Origin of the sequence: Actinokineospora auranticolor, assembly GCF_002934265.1 — a bacterium.
GTDB lineage: Bacteria > Actinomycetota > Actinomycetes > Mycobacteriales > Pseudonocardiaceae > Actinokineospora > Actinokineospora auranticolor.
The window spans coordinates 417340-439267 of record NZ_PTIX01000005.1 but is presented as its reverse complement, the minus strand read 5'-3'; the positions used below and the strand labels follow the sequence as shown (position 1 = coordinate 439267).

Here is a 21928-nt window from a genome sequence, read left to right as displayed (position 1 = left end):
GGCGATTTCCGTTAACTGGCAACGGTTTGTCCGCCCCGGTCGGTCGATAGCATGAGCGGACCGACACTTTCCGGAGGCGGCATGTACCTCACACGGGTTCGTCGCAGGCGTCCCTTACTCCTGTTCACCGCGCTGTTATCGGTCGCGGGGTTGACCGTGGGCACCACGGGGGCGCTCGCGGCTCCGCCCGGCGAGCCGGAGAACCAGTGGCAGTACGACCACTGGCCCCAGCAGCAGCCGTGGCAGGAGACCCCCGGCGGGCCGCGGGTCATGGCGCAGGCCGGGTTCCCCGGGCCCGTCGACCCGCAGAACTGGGTCAACCCGGACCACATGACGTGGGAGCGGGACTACAAGAAGGTCCCCGGCACCAACTGGTCCGACCCCGAGGTCAAGGGGTCGGTGAAGAACTTCAAGGGTGCGCTGGTCCTCTTGGACTACCCGAACCAGCCGTTCGTCGTGACGCAACCGGCGCATTCGACGGTGTTCGGCAACCCCAGCACCGAGGCGCACGACATCCCCCGCGCCCAGGTCGGGCAGTTCTACCAGGACTTCCTCAACAAGCCGGGCGGGCTCAACCGCGGCCACACCGTGCACGAGTACTGGATGGAGGACTCCGGCGGGCGCTACGGGGTGGACCTCAAGGCGTTCGGGCCCTACACGATGCCGGGCAAGGACCACGAGTACGGGATGGAGTTCCAGGCGGGCACCTCGTGCCCGGCCGGGGACAAGTGCGACCGGGACCTGCGCACCGACGGCAAGGCCGCGTGGGTGGCCGAGGTGGGCGCCGAGGTGCCCGCCGGGTTCGACTTCGTCTACTTCCTCTCCGCGGGCCAGGACGAGTCGGGCACGTGGCAGGAGTTCGGGATGATGAAGTTCCGGAACAAGGAGGACGTCACAGACGCGTTCGGCCCGCCGGACGAGGCGCTGCCGAACTGGGCGCCCACCCGCTACGTGGACTGGACCTCCTGGGCGTCCGCGTCGGCCATGTGGCCCAACGCGGGTGGCGGGTCGTCCACTCAGGCCGAGAGCTCCGGGCAGGGCGTGTACGCGCACGAGCTGAGCCACCTGCTCGGCATCGGCGACAACTACAACAACCCGTACAGCAACCCGCGGCGGCGCGACTACACCGGGATCTGGGACATGCTCTCGCGCGGGTCGTTCAACGGCCCCGGTGGCCCGCACTCCCGCTGGGTCATCCCGTCGACCGGCGGCGGGTCGATGGGGGCGCAGCACGTGCTGCGCAACAAGATCAAGCTCGGCATCGTCGACGAGAAGAACGTGCTGCGCCTGTCGCGCGAGGCGCTGGCCGAGTCGGGTCTGGTGGTCGCGCAGGTGACCGCGCGGACGGTGCAGCCGGGGCCGAGGGGGCTCATGGGCGTCAACATCGCCCTCGGCACGGGTGACCTGTCACCGGCGTGCGACGTCAACACCAACCCCTTCTGCGACGGCGGCGGGTACCAGAACTACACGGTCGAGGTCGTCGACCGGATGGGCGCGGACTCGTTCACGCCGGACGCGGGCGTCCTGCTCACCAAGACCAAGAACGAGGACCGCGCGCCGTTCGGCTGGGTGATCGACGCCAACCCGCAGGACATCGGGATGACCGACTACGTCCTGCCGGACGGCACCAAGGTCCCCATCACCATCGGCGACTACCGCCAGCTGTCGGACGCCCTTTTCCACGCGGGCACGAACTCCGGCAGCGAATACGAATACGTCGACACCGCCAACCGGCTGCACTTCTACGTCCTCGACATCAAACGCGACCGCCGGGGCATCCTGTCGTACACCGTCGCCATCCGCTCCCTCGACGGCGCGGGTCCCCAACGCCGCGGCGTCCGCCTGGAACCCACCCACGGCCACACCAACTCCAGCGGCTTCGCGACCTGCCGCTTCCCCCTGATCAACACGGGCCGGGGCGCCCCGCCCGCGGGCCGGCACCCGGAGGACGTCCGCGCCTACCTCGACAACGACGTCTACCGCCTCACCGCCACCACGAAGGACCGCGGCTGGACCGTCCAACTCCCGAACGCGTTGGCCACGGCCAAGTTCGGCCAGGACGTCGAGGTCCCGGTTTACGTCAAGCAGGACGGCCGGTCCCGGTCGACGAAGGTGACGCTGACGGCCACCTCGGAGAGCAACCCGGGCAAGACCGCCACGGCCACGTGCGAGATCAAGGGCCGCTGAGCAAGGGGGGTGTGGGCATACGCGTGCCCACACCCCCCATCGGCATTCGGGGAAACCCAGCGACTGTCCACTGTGGTCAGTCGGGCCACTCCGCCGACTGGCCGTAGCGGTCTCCGTGCACCACGGATTCCAGGGGTGCCCGCACGCGCCAGCCGTGGCGTTCCAGGTCGGGGACCGCGTGGAGGTGGGTGACCGGGCCGACGCAGAGCCAGGCCACCGGGCGGACGTGGTCCGGGATGGCGAGGAGTTCTCGCAATCGCTCTTCGCGGTAGAAGCTCACCCAGCCGACGCCGAGGTTCTCGGCGGTGGCGGCGAGCCAGAGGTTCTGGATGGCCAGGCACACCGAGTACAGGCCCGTGTCGGGGATGCTGTGGCGGCCGAGTACCGCCGGGGCGCCCCGGGACGGGTCGTACGTCACCACGATGCCTAAGGTGGCGTCCTCGATCCCCTCGATCCGGATACCCGCGAACCTCGACGCCTGATCCGGGGTCAAACCGTCCCGGAAGACCTCCCGCTCCTCCAGCACGTGGTCGCGGAAAGCCTTCTTCAGCACCGGGTCCCGGACGACCACGAAGTCCCACGGCTGGCTCATGCCCACGCTCGGCGCCGCGTGGGCCGCCGCGAGGACCCGGCGCAACGCGGCGGGGTCCACGGGTTCGCCGCTGAACTCGGCGCGGACATCCCGGCGGCGGGACAGGACCTCGTAGAACGACTGCGAACTCACGCGCCCCGGTTCTCCCCCGGTGTCCACGTCACGTCGCCGACCTCGCGGTTGGCCACGCGGGCCAGGACGAACAGCAGGTCGGCGGCCCGGTTGAGGTACTGCGCCGTGATCTTGTTCGCCTGTTCCCCGCCCACCGCCTCGATCAGCGCCCACGCCCGCCGCTCCGCGCTGCGGACGCTGGTGCGGGCGACGTGCAGCAGCGCGGCCGCCGGGGTGCCGCCGGGCAGGATGAACGACCGCAGCGCGGGCAGGCCGTCGTTGAACCGGTCGATGGCCGCCTCGAGGCGCTTGACGTAGCCGTCGTCCACACGGGAGCGCTCGTCGCCCTCGGCGGGCGGCCTGCACAGGTCGGAGCCCACGTCGAACAGGTCGTTCTGCACCCACCGGACGACGGTGGCGACGTCCTCCTCGGGGTTGCCCAGCGCGAGCACGACCCCGAGCGCGGCGTTCGCCTCGTCGACGGCCGCGTACGCATCGATGCGGGGGTCGGTTTTCGACGTGCGCGACATGTCCCCCAGCGCGGTGGTGCCCTCGTCACCCGCGCGGGTGTAGATCTTGCTGAGCACGATCGACATGTCACCCTCCTGGCTTCGGCTGTGCCCCCAGTGTAGCCGCGCGCGGACCCGCCCCCGGTCCACCGGGACCGGGGGCGGCACCTCGTCAGCGCTGTTCACCGAGGCGTAGGCGGGTGCGGCTCACCGGCAACGGGCCTCGGCGGTGACCTTGAGCGCGTCCAGCCACGCCTCCAGCCCCTTGCCCAGGAACTCCGTGGCCAGCGGCACGTCCGACTCGATCTGCGCGCCCGCGTGGGTCTCCTCCGTGCGGACCAGCACACCACCCGGGACCTGCGTGAACGTCCACACGTGCACACCCCGGTCGATCCGCAACCCCACCCCGATAGCGGGCCCCGTCCACCGTACGCACCGCCGGTCCCGGATCTGCGCCACGCTCGACGTGATCGTCAACGTCGTCTCCGGGGTCACCGGCGTGGCGGGCACGGGGGTCGTCCAGCGGAACCGGGACCCCGCCCGCAGCGGCCCCGGGTCGAGCCGCTCCATCGTCGTGACCGGCTCCTGCCACGACGGCCAACGCTCGACGTCGGTCTGCAGCTTCCAGACCACCGACAGCGGCGCCTTGACCAGGCGCTCGGTCCGGTACCGGACCTTGGCCGTCCGGTCGACGCCCTGCCCCTGGCAGCTCACCGAGGTCTGCGCGGGCGCGGCCCGCGCGGGCGTCACGAGGCCCGCGAGCACGCAGGCGGCCAGCGGGATCGCGGCGAGTGCGGCGCGGCGGCGGGTGTTGGACATGGTTGCGCTCCTTGTGCGGTCGGACAACGACTTCAGGGACGGACGCCGAGCTGGGTCACCAGCAGGTGCGTGTCGGAGTTGAGCCAGTACTCGGCGATCCGGTCCCCGGCCATGCGGAGGAAGTCGGTGCCGGTGAAGCGGACCGGGGTGCCGGGGCGCGCGGTCGCGCCGGGGAACCCGCCGTCGTAGGTGCCGGTGGCGACCCAGCGCAGCGCGACGTGGTCACCGTCGGCGATCGGCCCGACCTCGACGGTGAACCGCAGGTCGGGGAACGCCGCGCGGGTCTTGGTGATCCAGCCGACCAGGCCGGTGGGGCCGTTGAGCGCGCTGCCGTCGCCGCCGTCGAGCAGCGCGGCGTGCACGGTGAAGTCGTTGGTCACCAGGCGGTACGCCAGGATGTAGTCGCCGTTCCACAGCGCGAGCCAGTTGTCGAGCAGACCGGTGTCGATCGAGTTCATCCGCTGCCTCCGATTCGTCTCTCTGGTGTGCCCCGACGATCGCGTCCGGCGGCCACCGCTCGCGTCGGTGGAAATCGCCTATCCTCGAACCACGTGGGCCCGGTACGCAGGCGACCGGGCGGTCGGGGGGACAACACGTGGACACGTTGCTGGGGCGCCGGGACGAGACGTCCCGCCTGCGGGAACTGGTGGACGAGGCCAAGGCGTCGCGGGGCGGCGCCGTGCTGGTGCGCGGCGAACCGGGCATCGGCAAGAGCGCATTGCTGGACGAACTCGCGGAGTCGGCGGACGGCACGCGAGTCCTGCGGGCCGTGGGCGCCGAGTTCGAGACCGAGCTGCCGTACGCCGCGCTGCACCAGCTCTGCCTGCCCCTGCTCGACCACCTGCCCGCGTTGCCCGCCCCGCACCGCGGCGCCCTGCGGATCGCCTTCGGCCTCGAAACCGGCACCCCGGACCCGTTCCTGGCGGGCGCGGCGACGCTGGGCCTGCTGACCGAGCCCGACGAGCCGCTGCTGTGCGTCATCGACGACGCCCAGTGGCTGGACCACGCCTCCGCGCGGGCGCTGGCGTTCGCGTCCCGCCGGGTCGGCGCGGAGCGGGTCGCGCTGGTGTTCGCCGCGCGCGAGGGCCGGGACGTGCTCGACCACCTGCCGGTCGTCGACGTCCGACCGCTGAGCGGGACGCAAGCCCGGGAGCTGCTGACCCGCGAGATCCCCGCGCCGCTGGACGAGCGGGTCCGCGACCGGGTGCTGGCCGAGGCCCGGGGCAACCCGCTGGCGCTGCTGGAGCTGACCAGGACGGCGGGCCTGACCGGCCTGGCCGGTGGTTTCGACCTGCCCGCCCCGGCCGCCGCCGAACGCAGCTTCCAGGCCCGGCTGGACGGGGTGGCCCCCCAGGTCCGACTCCTGCTGACGGTGGCGGCGGCCGAGCCGATCGGCGACCCGGACCTGCTGTGGCGGGCCGCGGCGCTGCTCGGGATCGACGAGTCCGCGGCGGTCGACGCGCCGCTGGTCGAGTTCGGCACCCGCGTCCGGTTCGCGCACCCGCTGGCCCGCTCGGCGGTCTACCGGGCCGCGACCGACCGGCAGCGGCGACTGGCCCACGACGCCTTGGCGCGGGTCAGCGACCGTTTGACCGATCCCGACCGGGTGGCGTGGCACCGCGCCCAGGCGTGCGCGGGACCGGACGAGGACGTGGCCGCCGCCCTGGTCGACTCGGCGGCGCGGGCCAGCGCCCGGGGCGGGGTGGCGGCCGCGGCGGCGTTCCTGGAACGCGCGGCGGCGTTGACACCGGAGGCCGACCCGCGGTTCGACCGGGTGCTGGCGGCGGTGGCGGCCAAGCTCTCCGCCGGTGACTTCGACGTCGCGGCCGAGCTGCTCTCCACGGTCAACCCCGACGACGCCCGCGTCGACCTGCTGCGCGGGCGGCTCTCGTTCGCCCGCTTCCGGGGCGACGACCTGCCGACCGAGCACCTGCTGCGCGCCGCCGCGAAACTGGCGGCGAAGGAACCGGAAGAGGCCCGCACGACGTACGTGGACGCCATCGAGATGGGCATCCTCACCGGCGGCCTGCGCGCGGTCATCGAGGCCGCCCGGTCCGCGCCTCCCGTCGCGGGCCCGCCGCGCAGCGCGGACCTGATCCTGGACGGCATGGTCGCGGCGGACCCGGAGATCCTGCGCCCGGTGGTGGCCGCGGGCGGCGACGACGCGTGGACCCGGTGGCCGACGCTCGGGTTCCTGCTGGCGCTGGAGCTGATGGACATCGACGCGCAGCGCGCCATCGCCACCCGGGTGACCGCGTTCGGCCGCGAGTCGGGCTCGTTCCACGCGCTGCCGATCGGGCTGGCCATGCTCGCCACCGTCGCGACGTACTCGGGTGATTTCGGCGCGGCCCAGGAGATGATCTCGGAGGAGGAGGCGATCGCGGAGGCGACGGGCGCCGCTCCCCTGGTCTACCCGCGGCTGCACCTGGTGGCCTCGCGGGGGCGCCGGGCCGAGGCGGAGGAGTTGTTCGCGGCGGTCGGCCCGCACATGACGTTGAGCGTCCAGTACGCGACGGCGGTGTTGAACAACGGCCTGGCCGACTACCCGGCGGCGTTGCGCGCGGCCAAGGCGACGGTCGCCACCAAGGACCTCGGCTTGGCCGTCCTGGCGTTGCCGGAACTGGTCGAGGCCGCGGTCCGGTGCGGCGAAACGGAGACGGCCCTCGCCGCGTACACGTCGTTGCGCGACCGCGCCCGCGGCGGCGACCACCCGTGGAGCCGGGGCATCGAGGCGTACGCCCGAGCACTGGTCCACGACGACGAGGACGCCTACCGCGAGGCCGTTTCCTTGCTGGACAAGACATCGGCGGCCATCCACCGCGGCAGAGCCCACCTTGTCTACGGCGAATGGCTGCGCCGCCAAGGCCGCCGCCGCGACGCCCGCGTGGAACTCCGCCAGGCCCACGACTTCCTCGCCGCCCTCGGCGCCGAGGCCTTCACCGCCCGGGCGGCGGCCGAGCTCCGCGCCACGGGCGAACAGGCCAGGCGCCGCTCGACCCCGACGTCGGACGCGTTGACGGTGCAGGAGGTCCACATCGCCCGGTTGGTGGCGGAGGGGGCGACGTCGAAGGAGGTGGCGGCGAAGCTGTTCCTCAGTCCCCGCACGGTGGACGCGCACCTGCGCAACATCTTCCGCAAGCTGTCCATCACCTCGCGCCGTCAACTCCGGGACATGCCCGCGATCCGCTAGCCGGTGCCGATTGACGCCGGGACCGGCCGGGCGGGATCATGGGCCGGTGACCGAAGTGGACCTTCCAGGTGGGAACAACACCGAAACCGTTGTTCGGGTGGGCGACACCGTTCGGCGGTCGCGAGGATCGGACTTCGCCGCGCAGGTGTTGCGGCACCTCGAATGCGCGGGCTACCCCTACGCTCCGCGCTACCTCGGGGTGGACGAGAAGGGTCGGGACATCCTCACCTTCATCCCCGGTCACACGACCGACCACCCCTCCCAGCGCGCCGACGGCGCGTACCGGCTGGCCGGTTCGATGCTCCGCGCCCTGCACGACGTCACCGCCGGGCATCCGCTGGCGGGTGGCGAGGACTGCGTCATGCACGGGGATCCGGGGCCGTTCAACGCGATCGTCCAAGATGGACTGCCGGTGGCGTTCATCGACTGGAGCGGGTGTCGTCCGGGTGGTCGGCTCGACGACCTCGGGTACCTGGCGTGGACGTGGTGCGTGCAGGAGTCGGGTGGGGTGCCTGTGGCCGCGCAAGCGGCGCACCTGCGGGAGGCGCGGGATGGCTACGGCGATGTCGACGCCGTCGATCTCGTCGAGGCGATGGTTCGGCGGCAGGAGCACATCATCGCCGCCGAACAGCTCAACCTGCGCGACACCGCCCTGAGCGAGACCCGTCGGCGCCACGCTCGGACGGCGATCGACTGGGCCACCGGGGCGCGGGCCCTGGTTCGGCGGCACGAGGCGACATTCGTGGCCGCGCTCAGGGAAAGCCGATGACCGCGGGGTCCCCGCGGCTGACGACGGCGATGAAGCCGGGGGCGGGGAAGACGCCGACGGACTTGAAGACCGAGCGGTAGGCGCCGGAGGGCGGGGGTGCCTGGGGCGGGGTCCAGTTGCGCAGGGGGACTTGACCCGAACCGTCGGCGGCTTGCCAGATCAAGTCAGCGCCGGTGGGGGTGTCGCACACCCGCAGGACGGTGGTGCGGGTGGTGGCGACGGCGCGGCGGCGGTCGCAGGGGCCGTCGACCGGGATGACGGCCAGGTCCTCGATGGTGACGGTCGAGAGGATCTTGCCGCCGTCCTCGCGGTCGGCGACGGGGACCGGGCCCGCGTCGGGCCACACCCAGCGGTCGGCGATGGCGTCCTTGGCGACCGGGGCGCCGTCGCCCGCGCGCAGGAGTTCCTTGCGGTAGCCAGAGGCGACGAAGAACAGTGCGTTCCCGTCGGTCGTCGTTCCCACGGCGTAGGTGGCGCCTTCGCCTGGCGCGACGGTGAACTGGTCGCTCCAACGCTGCTTGCCGTCGCGGTTATCCAGGGCTACGAGCGCCCAACTGTCGCCGCACGCCTGGGAAACCAGCACGATCCCGTCCGCTGCGCCGACCGGGCCGAACGGTGACCGGCACCCCGGCGGGGCCTGCCAGGTCCACAGTGGAGCGCCGCTGCGGAGGTTGGTAGCGCGTACGCGGAAGTCGGGCCAGTCGCCGTCCGGTTCGGCGAAGACAGTGGAGTTGTGCACCCACCCGCTCCGGCCGCCCTCCGGTCCGGCCCACTCCCGGATCACGGCGCCGGTGCCCGCGTCGAGCAGTACCCACAGGTCCCCGGCGCGGTCCGGCCCGGCGAACGCCGCGACGACCAGGCCCTTGTCGGGTGTGGCGGTGAGCGACGACAGCCTGGCGTTCGCACGGGTGTAGTGCCAGGTCTCGACACCACCGGCCGTGACTGCGACGACCTGCCCGCCGTCGGTCCCCACGACGAGCCCCGCCCCCGCGACCACGGCCTCCCGAACCGGCGCGGCGGCGGTCCACCGCCACTGCGCCCCGGTCGGCCGATCAACCACCGGCGCCGCCACCCGCGTTCCCACGGTGACCGCGTCGACCGCGACCGCCCGAGGAACCTCACGCGCCCCAAGGGCCGCACCCGCCACCAGAACCAGCCCGACCACGGCCCAAGGACGCGGCACCAGTCGAGGCACGACCGCCCCGACCGCGACGGCCAAGGCCCCCACCAGCAACACCGACGACGACGGCCCAGCCACCCCGGACCCGAGGTCCCCCTCGACCACGTACCAGGCATACCCGACACCAACTACCGCCAAGGCGACGGCGAAAACCCGCGCCCCGCACAGCACACACAGCGCGGCCAGCACCACCAACCCCACCCCGACGCCACCCCACGCGGGCTCCGACCTTGGCACTCCCCCGTCCAACAGCATCGACACCCCGGCACACACCGCGCCCGCCACCGCCAACGTCGCCCTGACCACGCGCCCACCCCCACGGAATCGACGCGGAGGAGACGCATCCCGTTCCCGGCGCTAACCGACCTTCCGGCGCAACAACCGGAGCAGGCGCAACGGCAGCAGCCCGAACAGGGGCGCTCGCCGGCCGAGGTCGGCCCGGTCCTCGCGGTCAAAGGCCACCGCGTACCGGCTCGCCTCGGCGGCCGACGGGTAGCGCTTGCTGCCGCCCGCGCCGCAGGCACAGACCCAGATCATGAGAGGGCCGTCCGCGCGGAAGCGGTAGCGGTGACCCAGGAACGCGCATCGCACATTTCGGGCTACCCGTTTCCCGGGACGCGCAAACGGGTAGCAGGCGGGCATGACCTCGACGTCCACCATCACCACCCGGGTGCCCGCCCGGCTCGACCGGCTCCCGTGGTCGCGGTTCCACTGGCGGGTCCTGATCGGTCTGGGCACGGTCTGGATCCTGGACGGCCTCGAGGTGACCATCATCGGCGCGATCGCGGCCCGGCTGGTCGAGCCGGGCAGCGGCCTGGGCCTGACCGCGGCCGACATCGGGGTGGCCGCCGCCTGCTACGTCGCGGGCGCGTGTCTCGGCGCGTTGTTCTTCGGGCAGCTCACCGACCGGTTCGGCCGCAAGAAGCTGTTCCTCATCACTCTCGTGGTCTACGTGGTGGCCACGGTCGCCACGGCGTTCGCGTTCGCCCCCTGGTACTTCTACCTGGTCCGGTTCGTCACCGGGGCGGGCATCGGCGGCGAGTACGCGGCCATCAACTCCGCCATCGACGAGCTCATCCCGGCCCGCCTGCGCGGCCGCGTCGACCTGGTGGTCAACGGCACCTACTGGGCGGGCGCCGCCGCCGGTTCCGCGCTCGCCCTGGTGCTGCTCGACACCGACCTGTTCCCCGCCGACCTCGGGTGGCGGATCGCCTTCGGCCTCGGCGCCGTGCTGGGCCTGGTGATCCTGCTGGTGCGGCGGCACGTGCCGGAGAGCCCGCGCTGGCTGTTCATCCACGGGCGCGCGGAGGAGGCGGAGCGGATCGTCGCCGGGATCGAGGCGGAGGTCGAGGACGGCACCGGCGCGGAACTGGCCGCGGCGGACCAGGAAATCGAGATCCGGCAGCGGAAGGCCATCTCGCTGCGGGAGATCGCCGCGACCGCGTTCAAGCGGTACCCGAAGCGCGCCATCCTCGGTCTCGCGCTGTTCATCGGCCAGGCGTTCATCTACAACGGCATCACCTTCAACCTCGGCACCCTCTTCGGCGACTACTACAAGGTGGATTCCGGCACCGTGCCGGTGTTCCTCGTCGTGTACGCCATCGGCAACATGCTCGGCCCGCTCCTGCTGGGCAGGCTGTTCGACACCGTCGGCCGCAAACCGATGATCGCGGGCAGCTACCTGGGCTCCGCGCTGCTCACGGTCCCGCTGATCTGGGTGTTCCTCGCCGCGCCGGACAACGCGCGGCTGGCACTGACCGCGGTGGTGCTGACGTTCTTCCTGGCGTCCGCCGGTGCCAGCGCCGCGTACCTCACGGTCAGCGAGATCTTCCCGATGGAGACCCGGGCCTTGGCCATCGCCTTCTTCTACGCGGTCGGCACCGCCGTCGGCGGCATCGCGGGCCCCCTGCTGTTCGGCACCCTCATCGACTCGGGCGACCGGGTCCTGGTCGCCGTCGGCTTCGGCATCGGCGCGGTCGCCATGGCGCTGGGCGGGGTCGCGGAGCTGTTCCTCGGCGTGCGCGCGGAACGCGCGTCCCTGGAGGACATCGCCCGGCCCCTCACGGCGGCCGACGAGAACGGCTGAACCCCGTACGGCACACGACCGCGCCGGCTAACATCGCGCCACGGGTGGGCGGCGGGTCGGAGGGTCGATGCGGTCTGAGCTGGCTGGTCCTGGCGCGCGGGTGCTGGTGATCGGCACCGGCACCCGCGCGCCGGGGTCGGCGCTGCCGGACCTGCCGTCGGTGGAGCGGTCCGTGCGGGAGGTGGCCGACGCGCTCGCCGAGGTCGCCGGGGCGGCCGATGTGCGGGTCGTGCTCGACCCGGCCGACCCGCGTGTGGCCGGGCAGGCGATCTCCGCCGCGGCGGCGGAGGCGACCGATGTGCTGGTCGTGTACTTCGTGGGGCACGGGTTGGTCAGTGCCGACAACGAGTTGTACCTGGCCACGGCCGCCTCCCGGGACGCCGTGGCGGGCTTGGAGGTCGACTCCCTACCGTTCGACACCGTGCGCCGGCGGTTCGGACGTGCGCCGCGCCGACGGTCGTGGTCGTGCTCGACTGCTGCCACGCGGGACGGGCCGGGAACGCCGTCGCGGCCGTGACCGCGGAGGCGGCGCGGTCGGCGGGGTCCTACCTGCTGGCGGCGGTCGGCGGGAGCGAGCGGGCGTGGGCACCGCCCGGCGAGCCGCGCACCTGGTTCACCGGCGGCTTGGTCGCGCTGCTGCGGGACGGCGACCCCACCGGCCCGCCCTGGATCACCCTCCACCACGCTTGGCGCCACCTCGACCGCGCCGCGCAGCTCTGTTCGCCGCCCCTGCCCCGCCCCCGCCGGTTCGCGGCGGGCAACGCCGACGGTCTCGTCCTCGCGCCCAACCCGGGGTACGAGCGCGGTCAGGCCGAAGCCGAGCCCCCGGCCGACGTCCCGTGCCCTTACCGAGGTCTGGAGCCGTTCACCCCGGACGACGCCGCCGATTTCCTCGGCCGCGCGGACACCACCGGCGAGCTGACCGACCGGGTCGCCGCCGGGTCGGGCCCGGTTGTCGTGATCGGCGCCTCCGGCTCGGGCAAGACCTCCCTGCTCAACGCGGGACTCGACCCGGCACTGCGGGAACGCGGCGTCGGCGTCGTCCGGATGACCCCCGGCGCGCGGCCGACGGAGACCTGGGCCGACCTCGAACGCCCCGACGACGCCGTGCTGGTGGTGGACCAGTTCGAGGAGCTGTTCACCGCCTGCGACGACGACGCCGAGCGCCGCCCGTTCGTCGACCTGGTCAGCGAGTCCACCGCACCGGTCGTGCTCGCCGTCCGCGCCGACTTCTACCCGCACTGCCTGGCCTACCCCGCGCTGCGCCAAGCCCTCACCACCGGCCAGTTCCCGCTCGGCCCCCTGGGGCTCGACGAGCTGCGCCAGGTCATCGAGGAGCCCGCCGCCCGGGTCGGCCTGGGCCTCGAAGCCGGGCGGTCGCGGCCACCGCCGAGAAGGTCTACTCCGCCCTCGGCGACGACCAGGACACCGCGCGGACGCTGCTCCTGCGCATGGTGCGCGTCGGCGAGCACACCGACCACTCACGGCGCCCGATCACCTGGGACGAGGTCACCGCCGGACGCGAACCCGCCGAAGTCGAGGCCCTGTGCCGGGTGCGGGACGCGTTCGCGGGACCGGACGCGCGCATCCTGACCGTCGGCGAGCACCGGGTCGAGCTGGCGCACGAGGCCGTCCTGCACGCGTGGCCGAGGTTGCGGGAGTGGATCGAGCGCGACCGCGAGCGCCTGTTCCTGCACAGCCAGCTGACCGAGGCCACGCGGACGTGGACGGAACACGGCACGGATGACGCCTACCTGTACTCCGGTGTGCGGTTGGCCGCCGTCCGCGAGTGGGAGAAGCGACCTGAATTGTCCACAGTGGAGCAACGGTTCATCGCCGCCGGGGTGCGGCGGGAGACCCGTCGGTTCCGACGCACGCGCGCGGTCATCGCCCTGCTGGCCGTCCTGGTGCTGGTCGCCTCCGGTGCGGCGGCGATCGCGCTGCGGCAGCGGTCCGAGGCCGACGCCCGAGAACGCGCGGCCCGGTCCACCGCGCTGGCCGCCACCTCGGCCGAGAGCCGGGTGACCAACCAGCGGAAATCAGTGCTGCTGGCCCTGGCCGCGTGGCGGGTGGAGCAGGGCGACGCCGCGCGGCGCGCGCTGCTGTCCGTGCAGGGCAGCCGGTACGCGGGCACGGTGCCCGGGGCGCACAGGAGTCCGACCGCGCTGGCGGTCAGCCCCGATGGCACTCGGCTCGCGACCGGGAACGCGGGCACGATCCAGGTCTTCGACACCACCACACGCGCCCAGGTACGCGGGTTCACCGCCGTCGGAGAAGCGAAAGCCATCTTCTCCTTGGAGTTCAGCTCCGACCACAAGACCCTTTACGCCACGACCCCGGACAATGTCGCGCTACACGCCTTCGACCTCACCACGGGCGTCGAGCTGCCGCACCTGTCCGACCCCACCCCGGCCGGGATCGGGCTCGCTGTGAGCCCGCAGCCCGGCAGTATGGACATCGCCTTCGCCGACGGGAACGGCCTCGTCCGGGTGATCAACACCAACCCGTACAACCGGGGCCTGCGCCAGTGGTTCGACCTCGGCGCGGGAACCGTCTGGGACCTGGCCTTCCAGCCCGAGGGCCGCGGTATCGCGTCGGCCCACGAGAACGGCGACATCCGCTACACGGACTTCGCCGCGGGCACCACGCGGACCCTGGGATCGCACGGCGGCGAGGCCATCTCGGTCGCGTTCTCCCCCGACGGCCGACACCTGGTCAGCGGCGGGACAGACGCGACGGTGCGGCTGTGGGACATCGAGTCGGGAACCGGTCGCGTGCTGTCGAACTCGACCTGGAGGTACCCCTTCCCCGTCTTCCTCCCGGACGGCCGACGAGTCGCCTACGTCGGCGAAGGCGACATCTCCTATAACGACTCCATTTCCGACACACGGTGGTCCAGCGACCTGACACCGAGCGTGCCCGCGCGGCCCTCCCGTCACCGCGCTCGGCCCCGGGCGGGACGGGGAGATCACCTCGGGCGACTACGGTGGCGAACTGGAGTATTGGGACCTGCGGGTTCCCCCGGCGCTCAAGCGGATCCCCTTCGGTACTCCCGCCATCTCGTCGCTGGTTCGCGAGCCGCTGGGGAAGCGCTCGGCGAACTGGAGTTCACTCCCTCGGGCACGGAACTCGCCATCGCGGGGTGGGACAACACCCTGCGGCTCTGGGACCCCGTGACCGGCGCGTCCCTGCGGAACTCACCAACCTGTCCACCCCCGCGTCCGCTCTCGCGTTCAGCCCGGACGGTTCGCTACTCGCGGCCAGTTCACGGGAGTCCGAGATCGCCGTCTACCGGACATCGGACCTCACCTTGTGGGCGGGGTTGACCGGGCACTCGAACGCCGTCGAACGCGTCATGTTCGTCGATGACACCACCCTCGCTTCCGCCTCCACCGATGGCTCTATCCGCCTGTGGTCGCTGGACCCCGAGGTCGCCGTGGCGCGCGCGTGCGCGATCCTCCGGTCCCCCACCTTCGACCAGGAGTGGTCCGCGATCATGCCGGACCAACCACACGGCTGCCCCCGCTAGCGGGCGCGAGGACTCCCCGCGCCCGCCTGCGGCTAGGTCGTGGCGCGGGCGCGGCGGAGGCCGATCAGTCCGTCCAGGACCAGGAACGCGGCCAGGCTGATGCCCAGCAGGGGAATCGCCCAGCCCACGGCGATGACCACGAGCGGCGCCGGGACCAGGAACCACAGCGGAAGCTGTTGCCACGCACCACGTCTGGGCGCCACACCGACCGGAGCCCGGCGGTCGCCGCGAGTCGGGCGGCGCTGCCACCACATGCGGTAGCCCAGGAAGATCAGCGTGAGGATCGCCCCCGCGACGAGCAGCAGCGCGATCTGGTTGACGATGCCGAACAACCGCCCCATGTGGGCCTGGATGCCGAGTGTGGTCAGCTTCGCCAGGAGCGGCCGGTCGTCGAAGTCGGCGCGCGCGGTCACCCTCGCCGACGCCGGGTCGACGGCGACCTTGTCGAGGCGCACCGGCCAGGTGTTGTCGACCTGGGCGGCCGTCCACGCCTTGCCGGAGGCCGCGCCGATCTCGAGCGGGCCGTCGAGACCCGCGGTGCGGGCGGTGACCAGGACCCGGTCGAACGTCGCCGGGTCGGCCGCGGACCCGGTCGCCGACCCGCCGTGGTGGCCGGTCGATCCCGTCGACGCGCCACCGGGCAGCGCGGTGTCGAGGACCGGGGCCTTGGCGTGCAACGCTTCCAGCGCGGCGGAGAAGTTCTCTCCCGCGTACGTGGACCAGGTCAGCCCGGTCGCCGACAGGAACAGCGCGCCGACCAGCGTCCACGCGCCGAGTTTCCCGTGCCGGGCGCGGGTTCGGCGCACGCCGGTCCGCGGGCCGCGCGCCTTGCGCCGCCGGACGAGCCAGAGGACCACCCCGGCCAGGGAGATCACCCACAGCCAGCTGGCCGCCATCTCCGAGTACAGCGCGCCGGTCTCGCCGAGCCGCAGGTCGCGGTGGAACCCGTCGAGCCAGGTCGTCACGGGGGTGGCCCCGAACCACGTGGTCAACTGCCCCTGCACACCGGCGGTGTACGGGTTGACGTAAACCGTCCGCGAGTGCTCCTCCGGCAGTCCGGGCACGGAGAACACCACGCGCGTGGCCTCGTCCGCGGCCTCCGGGACGCCGACGGTCGTCACGGCGGAACCGGCGGGCACGGCGGACTGCGCGGCGGCGACCTGCTCAGCCAACGGACGCGGCGCCCCGGCGGTCTCCTCGACGTAGAGGACATCACCGTAGAGCAGGTCGTCGAGCTGCGGCGAGAACGCGTAGAGCATCCCGGACAACGCGGCGACGACCAGGAACGGGGCGACGAACACCCCGGCGTAGAAATGCAAGCGGCGCAACAACGGGACAACCGACCAGCGGACGCGCGCCTGCGCCTCCTCCGGCTTGACGTCGTCGAGCGGTGGAGCGGACATGGGACACCTCTTCGCAGGGAAAACCGGGACAACTGCCGCACAGGTCGCGCGCGGATGCGCCCGGGTTCCCCGGAAACGTGAAAACCGGTCCGTAGTCGGAAAGTAACGAAAGCCGCCGACGACACGGTGCTCCACGGCATCTTGGACGGTCGAACATCCTGCCGCCAAAGCGGTTCGACAATCGAGGCGCCGCCATTACCTGTTACCTCGGTCGATCGACGTCCAGGTAAGCCTCAACGACCGGAAGGCAGCAGCCATGACGACCACCGTCGCGCCCACCACGAACACCCGCGCCCTGCTCACCTGCGCCGCCGTCGCCGCACCGCTGTGGGCCGTCGTCGCCCTGGCCCAAGCCGCGACGCGAGACGGGTTCGACCTCACCCGCCACCCGCTGAGCCTGCTGGCCACCGGCGACCTCGGCTGGTCGCAGGTCCTGAACTTCGTCGTCGCGGGCCTGCTCACCACCCTCGGCGCGAGCGGCCTGGCCCGAACCCTCCCCAGCACCTGGGCGCCGCGCCTGATCCGCGTCAACGGCATCGCCATGGTCGCCGCGGGCCTGCTGACCATGGACCCGGCCGACGGCTTCCCCTCGGGCACACCGGCGGGCACGGGCGAGTTGTCCTGGCACGCCTACGGCCACCTGGCCGCGGGCACCACCGCGTTCGGCACCCTGATCGCCGCCTGCTACGTCCTCGCCCGCGCGTTCGCCCGCACCGGCCGCCGCGGCCACGCGACCCGGTCCCGGATCGCGGGCACCGCCCTGCTCCTCGGCGACCTCTGGGCCATGGCGGGTGGCACCGCCGGTTCCCTCACCCTGGCCGTCGGGGCGATCACCGCGATGCTGTGGGTCTCTTACGTCGCCGTCGAACTCCGCTGACCTGTCGCGGAATCAGGCACGTTCCGCCGCGCTGCGCAGGACACAGAACTCGTTGCCCTCGGGGTCGGCGAGCACGGCCCACCCCTTCCCGTCGGGGGTCCTGCGGTCGTCGACCAGGGTGGCGCCGATGGCGAGGAGCCGGTCCACCTCCGCCTCGCGGCGGATGTCGGGGGTGAGGCACAGGTGCACCCGGTTCTTGACCACCTTGGGCTCGGGCACCTTGCTGAAGTACAGGGTGGGCCCCTCCGGCGGCACGACGTAGGCCTCTTCGTCACCGGGCGCGCACTCCTCGTGCACGGGGTGGTCGACCACCTGGCTCCACCACAGGGCCAGCGCGTACGCGTCGGCGGCGTCGATGTTCACGTTCTGGATCGTCGAAGGCACCCGCCCACCCTTGCAGGTCGCGAACGGCCACGCGAGCCCGTTCGACGTCCCATGCGGACGGATCGCCACCGGCGCACGGACTTGTCCGCCGGGCGGACCGGCCCGGACGACGGACTGGACGAGCCGCGAGCGGGTGGGGCTGGGATGCTGGGCGGGGACGAGGGAACGGAGGCGGTGGTGGTCGACGTGTTCGCCGCGGGTGGCGAGGTCGGGGACGACCTCGCCGCGGTCGACTGGGCGGCGGGGCCGCTGGGCCCGCCCGACGGCTGGCCGCAGAGCCTGCGGACGGCGGTCAGCATCCTGCTGTCGTCGCGGTTCCCGATGTGGTTGGCGTGGGGGCCCGACCTGACCTTCTTCTGCAACGCCGCGTACCGGCGGGACACGCTGGGCCGCAAGTACCCGTGGGCACTGGGCCGGTCCGCGCGGGAGGTGTGGGCGGAGATCTGGGACGACATCGGCCCGCGCGTCGACTCCGTGCTGGCCACCGGGGAGGCCACCTGGGACGAAGCGCTGATGCTGCTGCTCGGCCGGTCCGGCTTCCCCGAGGAGACCTACCACACCTTCTCCTACAGCCCGCTGCGCGACGACGCGGGCGCGGTCGTCGGCATGCTGTGCGTGGTCAGCGAGGACACCGAGCGGGTCATCGGCGAGCGGCGGATGGCGACCCTGCACGACCTGGGCTCCGACCCGGACGTGACCCGCGGCGAGGCCGAGGTGCTGGCCCGCGCGTGTGGACGGTTGGCGGGCAACCCGCGCGACCTGCCGTTCACCCTGGCCTACCTGTTCGAGGACGGCGACGGGGCCCGGCTCGCCGGGTCGACCGGGCTCGGCGCGGTGCCCCCGGTCGGGTCGTGGCCGGTCGACGACCTGGCCCGGGGTGAGTCCGCGCTGGTCGAGCTGACCGACGCCTGGCCGCGCGGCCCCTGGGCGGAGCCGCCCGTGCAGGCCCTGGCCGTGCCGCTGCGGCAGCTCGGCGGCGCGCCCTTCGGCTTCCTGGTTGCCGGGCTCAACCGCTACCGCCCGCTCGACGAGGCGTACCGGGGGTTCGTCGACCTGGTCGCGGGCCACCTCGCCGCCGGGATCGCGGGCGCCCGCGGCTACCACGCGCAGCAGCGCCGCGCGGAGGAGCTGGCCGAACTGGACCGGGCGAAGACCACGTTCTTCGCCAACGTCAGCCACGAGTTCCGCACGCCGCTGACGCTGATCATGGGGCCGGTGGCGGAGCTGCGGGACCGGTTGGCGCGGACCGACCCGGGGGTGCGCGAGGACCTGGACCTCATCCACCGCAACGGGTTGCGGCTGGGCAAGCTGGTGAACACGCTGCTCGACTTCTCCCGGATCGAGGCGGGCCGGGTGCGGGCGCGGTACGAGCCGGTCGACCTCGCCGCCGTCACCGCCGAGCTGGCCAGCGTGTTCCGGTCGGCGGTCGACAAGGCGGGGCTGGCGTTCGAGGTGGACTGCCCGCCGCTGCCCGAGCCGGTGCGGCTCGACCGCGGCATGTGGGAGAAGGTCGTCCTCAACCTGCTCAGCAACGCGCTGAAGTTCACCTTCGACGGCGCCATCGGCGTCGCGGTCCGCGCGGACGGCGACGCCGCGGTCGTCACCGTCTCCGACACCGGCGTCGGGATCCCCGAGCGGGAGGTGTCCCGGCTGTTCGAGCGGTTCCACCGCGTGGAGAACACCCGGTCGCGGTCCAACGAGGGCAGCGGCATCGGCCTCGCCCTGGTGCGGGAGCTGGTCGGCCTGCACGGCGGCGCGATCACCGCCGAGAGCGCCGAGGGCGAGGGCACCCGGTTCACCATCCGACTCCCCTTCGGCGACGCGCACCTGCCCGCGGACGCCCTGGTCGACCCCGGGGACGTCCCCGGCGACCCAGGCGCCGCGGCCGACCCGTACCTGCGGGAGGCGCTGCGCTGGCTGCCCGACGAGCAGGCCGTCCCCGGCCCGATCTGGTCCGAGCACGCGAGCGCCCCCGAACCGGCGACCGTGCTGGTGGCCGACGACAACGCCGACATGCGCGAGTACCTGGTCCGGCTGCTGGCGGGCGCCGGGTACGAGACGCGCACCGCCGTCGACGGCGAGCGGGCGCTGGCCGCGATCCGCGCCACTCCGCCGGACCTGGTGGTCAGCGACGTGATGATGCCGGGCCTCGACGGCCTGACCCTGGTGGCGGCGCTGCGCGGCGACCCGCGCACCGCGGCCGTGCCGGTGCTGCTGCTCTCCGCCCGCGCGGGCCAGGAGGCCTCGATCGAGGGGCTGCGCGCGGGCGCCGACGACTACCTGGTCAAACCGTTCGCCGCCGCCGAGCTGCTGGCCCGGGCGCGGGTCAACGTGCAGATGGCCCGGCTGCGCGGCCACCACGCCCGGTGGCGGACGGCGCTGGTCGAGTCGCTGCAGGAGGCGTTCTTCGTCTGCGACCAGGACGGGGCCGTGGTGGAGGTCAACGCCGCGTTCACCGACATCCTGGGGTTCGGGCCCGAGGGGCTGCCGTACCCGCCGCGGCACCCGTGGTGGCCCGCCGCGGAACTGGACCCGGTCGGGTTCGAGCAGGTCAACGAGGTGTTCGACTGCCTGCTCAAGGGCAAGCCCGGCAGCCACCACGCGGTCCCGGTGGTGCACCGCGACGGGCACCGGCTGTGGATCAGCGTCACGTTCAACCAGGCGCGGGACCCCGACACCGGGCTCGGGGTCACCGTCGGCACGTTCCGCGACGTGACGACCGAGCACCACGCCGTGCAGCGGGACAACGCCCTGGCCGCGCTGGGGCTGCGGCTGTCGGAGGCGACGAGCCTGTCGCAGGCCCTCGCCGGGGCGCTCGACCTGCTCCGGGGGCTCTTCGGGGCGCGGCGCGTGCACGCCGTGGTCCGCGCCGACGACCCCGCGTTCACCAGCACCGACCCGGACGTGGTGTGGGACCGGCTGCCCACCGCGCGGCGGGAACGGCTGCTCGCGCTGTGCGACCAGCCCGCGCTCGTGCCGGTCTCGGACGGGGTGACCAGCGCGACCATCCCCCTGGACCACCCCGAGGGCCCGATGGCGCTGTGGGTGGACCTCGACGAGCTGCGGCCGTTCACCGACCAGGACCGGCTGCTGCTGTCGCTGCTCGCGGGCAGGCTCAGCCAGGGCCTGGGCCGCGCGTACCAGATCGACCAGCAGCGCGAGACCGCCATCGCCCTGCAGCGCGCCATTCTCGGCCCGGACCTGCCCACCGGGTTCGCCGTCCGCTACGAGCCCGCCGCGCGCCCGCTGGAGGTCGGCGGGGACTGGTACGACACGGCGCCGATGCCGGACGGCCGGATCGGCATCGTGGTCGGCGACTGCGTCGGCCGCGGCCTGGAGGCGGCGGCGGTCATGGGCCAGCTGCGCAGCGCCTGCCGCGCGCTGCTGCTGCAGGACGCGGGCCCGGCGCGCACCCTGATGGCCCTCGACGACTTCGCCGCGGGCCTGCCCGGCGCCATCTGCACGACGGTGTTCTGCGGTGTGCTGGACCCCGAGACCGGGGTGCTGACCTACTCCAGCGCGGGCCACCCGCCCGCCGTGCTGGCCACCCCCGACGGCACGACCCGGCTGCTGGACGAGGCCCAGGCCACGCCGCTGGCGGTGCTGCCCGGTTCGGCGCGGCCGGAGGCCCGCTGCCCGCTGCCGGTCCGCTCGACGCTGCTGATGTACACCGACGGCCTGGTCGAGCGGCGCGGCGTGCCGCTGACCGACGGGATGGACGTGGCGGGCGTGGCGGTCCGGGAGGGCAGCGAGCTGCCGCTGGAGAAGCTCGCCACGCACGTCATGACCCGCCTGTCCCCGGCGGCGGGGTACGACGACGACGTCGCCGTGCTGCTGTGCAGGCACCCGGGTCCGCTGAAGCTGTCGTTCCCCGCCGACCCGGCGCGGCTCGGCGCGCTGCGCGCGGACCTGCGCGCGTGGCTCGACCGGTGCGGTGTGGGCGCGGAGACCGTCGAGGACGTGCTGCTCGCCGTCGGCGAGGCGTGCGCCAACGCCATCGAGCACGGCTACCGCGACACCGACCCGGGCACGGTCGCGTTCTGCGCGGAGGCCGCGGTCACCGACCTGCACCTGACGATCACCGACTCCGGCCGCTGGCACGAGCAGGACCCGGACCGCGACCCGCACCGCGGCCGGGGCCTGGCGCTGATGCGCGCCCTGGCGCGGGAGGTGACCGTCACCTCCGACCACACCGGCACGACTGTCCACTTGCGCATGTCGGGGACGCGCGCGTCCTGACATCCGACCATCCCCCGGCGCGGCGCGAGTTCTGCCCGCTTTGCGCGGTAAAC

At 73.1% G+C, this 21928-nt stretch carries 17 protein-coding genes and 1 pseudogene; 10 read left to right on the top strand and 8 right to left on the bottom strand.

What is annotated here, in order from left to right; translation table 11 throughout:
* Positions 1-81: 81 nt before the first annotated feature.
* Positions 82-2187: a M6 family metalloprotease domain-containing protein gene (locus CLV40_RS12610; RefSeq protein WP_104479032.1), complete on the top strand. Its 2106-nt coding sequence runs from the start codon at positions 82-84 to the stop codon at positions 2185-2187.
* 76 nt (positions 2188-2263) lie between these two features.
* Here the strand turns inward: CLV40_RS12610 and bluB are convergent, their stop codons facing one another.
* The 4 genes from bluB to CLV40_RS12590 form a co-directional block, all read right to left on the bottom strand.
* Positions 2264-2911: a 5,6-dimethylbenzimidazole synthase gene (gene bluB / locus CLV40_RS12605; RefSeq protein WP_104479082.1), complete on the bottom strand. Its 648-nt coding sequence runs from the start codon at positions 2909-2911 to the stop codon at positions 2264-2266.
* Complete coding sequence (locus CLV40_RS12600; RefSeq protein WP_104479031.1) at positions 2908-3486, bottom strand: cob(I)yrinic acid a,c-diamide adenosyltransferase; 579 nt, start codon at positions 3484-3486, stop codon at positions 2908-2910. The genes bluB and CLV40_RS12600 overlap by 4 nt, the downstream gene beginning before the upstream one ends.
* A gap of 120 nt (positions 3487-3606) precedes the next feature.
* A complete protein-coding gene (locus tag CLV40_RS12595; protein ID WP_104479030.1) occupies positions 3607-4218 on the bottom strand; it encodes an SRPBCC family protein in 612 nt (203 codons plus the stop codon).
* Positions 4219-4250: 32 nt separating this feature from the next.
* Positions 4251-4676: an ester cyclase gene (locus CLV40_RS12590; RefSeq protein ID WP_104479029.1), complete on the bottom strand. Its 426-nt coding sequence runs from the start codon at positions 4674-4676 to the stop codon at positions 4251-4253.
* 137 nt (positions 4677-4813) lie between these two features.
* Between CLV40_RS12590 and CLV40_RS12585 the strand changes: the two genes are divergently transcribed.
* A complete protein-coding gene (locus CLV40_RS12585; protein ID WP_245931245.1) occupies positions 4814-7408 on the top strand; it encodes an AAA family ATPase in 2595 nt (864 codons plus the stop codon).
* 97 nt (positions 7409-7505) lie between these two features.
* On the top strand, positions 7506-8177 hold the full coding sequence (locus CLV40_RS12580) for a phosphotransferase (RefSeq protein ID WP_245931244.1): 672 nt from the start codon (positions 7506-7508) through the stop codon (positions 8175-8177).
* Here CLV40_RS12580 and CLV40_RS40275 read toward each other — a convergent pair.
* Positions 8161-9663, bottom strand: a complete 1503-nt coding sequence (locus tag CLV40_RS40275; RefSeq protein WP_146108013.1) for a PQQ-binding-like beta-propeller repeat protein — start codon at positions 9661-9663, stop codon at positions 8161-8163. The two genes, CLV40_RS12580 and CLV40_RS40275, sit on opposite strands and share 17 nt — an antisense overlap.
* Positions 9664-9714: 51 nt before the next feature.
* A complete protein-coding gene (locus tag CLV40_RS12570) occupies positions 9715-9894 on the bottom strand; it encodes a hypothetical protein (RefSeq protein WP_181043463.1) in 180 nt (59 codons plus the stop codon).
* Between the two features lie 103 nt (positions 9895-9997).
* Between CLV40_RS12570 and CLV40_RS12565 the strand changes: the two genes are divergently transcribed.
* The 5 genes and pseudogenes from CLV40_RS12565 to CLV40_RS37960 all read left to right on the top strand — a co-directional run bounded on the left by CLV40_RS12565 (position 9998) and on the right by CLV40_RS37960 (position 14972).
* Complete coding sequence (locus CLV40_RS12565; protein WP_104479024.1) at positions 9998-11443, top strand: MFS transporter; 1446 nt, start codon at positions 9998-10000, stop codon at positions 11441-11443.
* Positions 11444-11510: 67 nt separating this feature from the next.
* Positions 11511-11960, top strand: a complete 450-nt coding sequence (locus tag CLV40_RS12560) for a hypothetical protein (protein ID WP_146108012.1) — start codon at positions 11511-11513, stop codon at positions 11958-11960.
* Positions 11903-13131: pseudogene (locus CLV40_RS39440) on the top strand (nSTAND1 domain-containing NTPase); the annotation flags it as partial. The gene CLV40_RS12560 and the pseudogene CLV40_RS39440, both read left to right, overlap by 58 nt.
* 762 nt (positions 13132-13893) lie before the next feature.
* Positions 13894-14769, top strand: coding sequence for a WD40 repeat domain-containing protein (locus CLV40_RS39435; RefSeq protein WP_245931251.1), 876 nt, complete (start codon positions 13894-13896; stop codon positions 14767-14769).
* On the top strand, positions 14766-14972 hold the full coding sequence (locus tag CLV40_RS37960; protein WP_181043462.1) for a hypothetical protein: 207 nt from the start codon (positions 14766-14768) through the stop codon (positions 14970-14972). Before CLV40_RS39435 ends, CLV40_RS37960 begins: the two co-directional genes overlap by 4 nt.
* A 32-nt stretch (positions 14973-15004) precedes the next feature.
* On the opposite strand, the gene CLV40_RS12545 is transcribed toward CLV40_RS37960, so the two are convergent.
* The gene (locus CLV40_RS12545; RefSeq protein WP_104479021.1) at positions 15005-16375 is read right to left on the bottom strand and encodes a PepSY-associated TM helix domain-containing protein; all 1371 of its coding nucleotides are present in this window, start codon (positions 16373-16375) and stop codon (positions 15005-15007) included.
* A gap of 256 nt (positions 16376-16631) precedes the next feature.
* Here CLV40_RS12545 and CLV40_RS12540 point away from each other — a divergent pair, with 256 nt between their 5' ends.
* Entirely contained in the window at positions 16632-17252 is a 621-nt protein-coding gene (locus CLV40_RS12540; RefSeq protein ID WP_104479020.1) for a DUF998 domain-containing protein, read from the top strand.
* Between the two features lie 12 nt (positions 17253-17264).
* Here the strand turns inward: CLV40_RS12540 and CLV40_RS12535 are convergent, their stop codons facing one another.
* The gene (locus CLV40_RS12535) at positions 17265-17636 is read right to left on the bottom strand and encodes a VOC family protein (RefSeq protein WP_104479080.1); all 372 of its coding nucleotides are present in this window, start codon (positions 17634-17636) and stop codon (positions 17265-17267) included.
* 144 nt (positions 17637-17780) lie between these two features.
* Between CLV40_RS12535 and CLV40_RS12530 the strand changes: the two genes are divergently transcribed.
* Positions 17781-21875 carry a SpoIIE family protein phosphatase gene (locus tag CLV40_RS12530; RefSeq protein WP_104479019.1) on the top strand — a complete coding sequence of 1365 codons (4095 nt, stop codon included), beginning with the start codon at positions 17781-17783 and terminating at the stop codon, positions 21873-21875.
* The last annotated feature ends 53 nt before the right edge of the window (positions 21876-21928 follow it).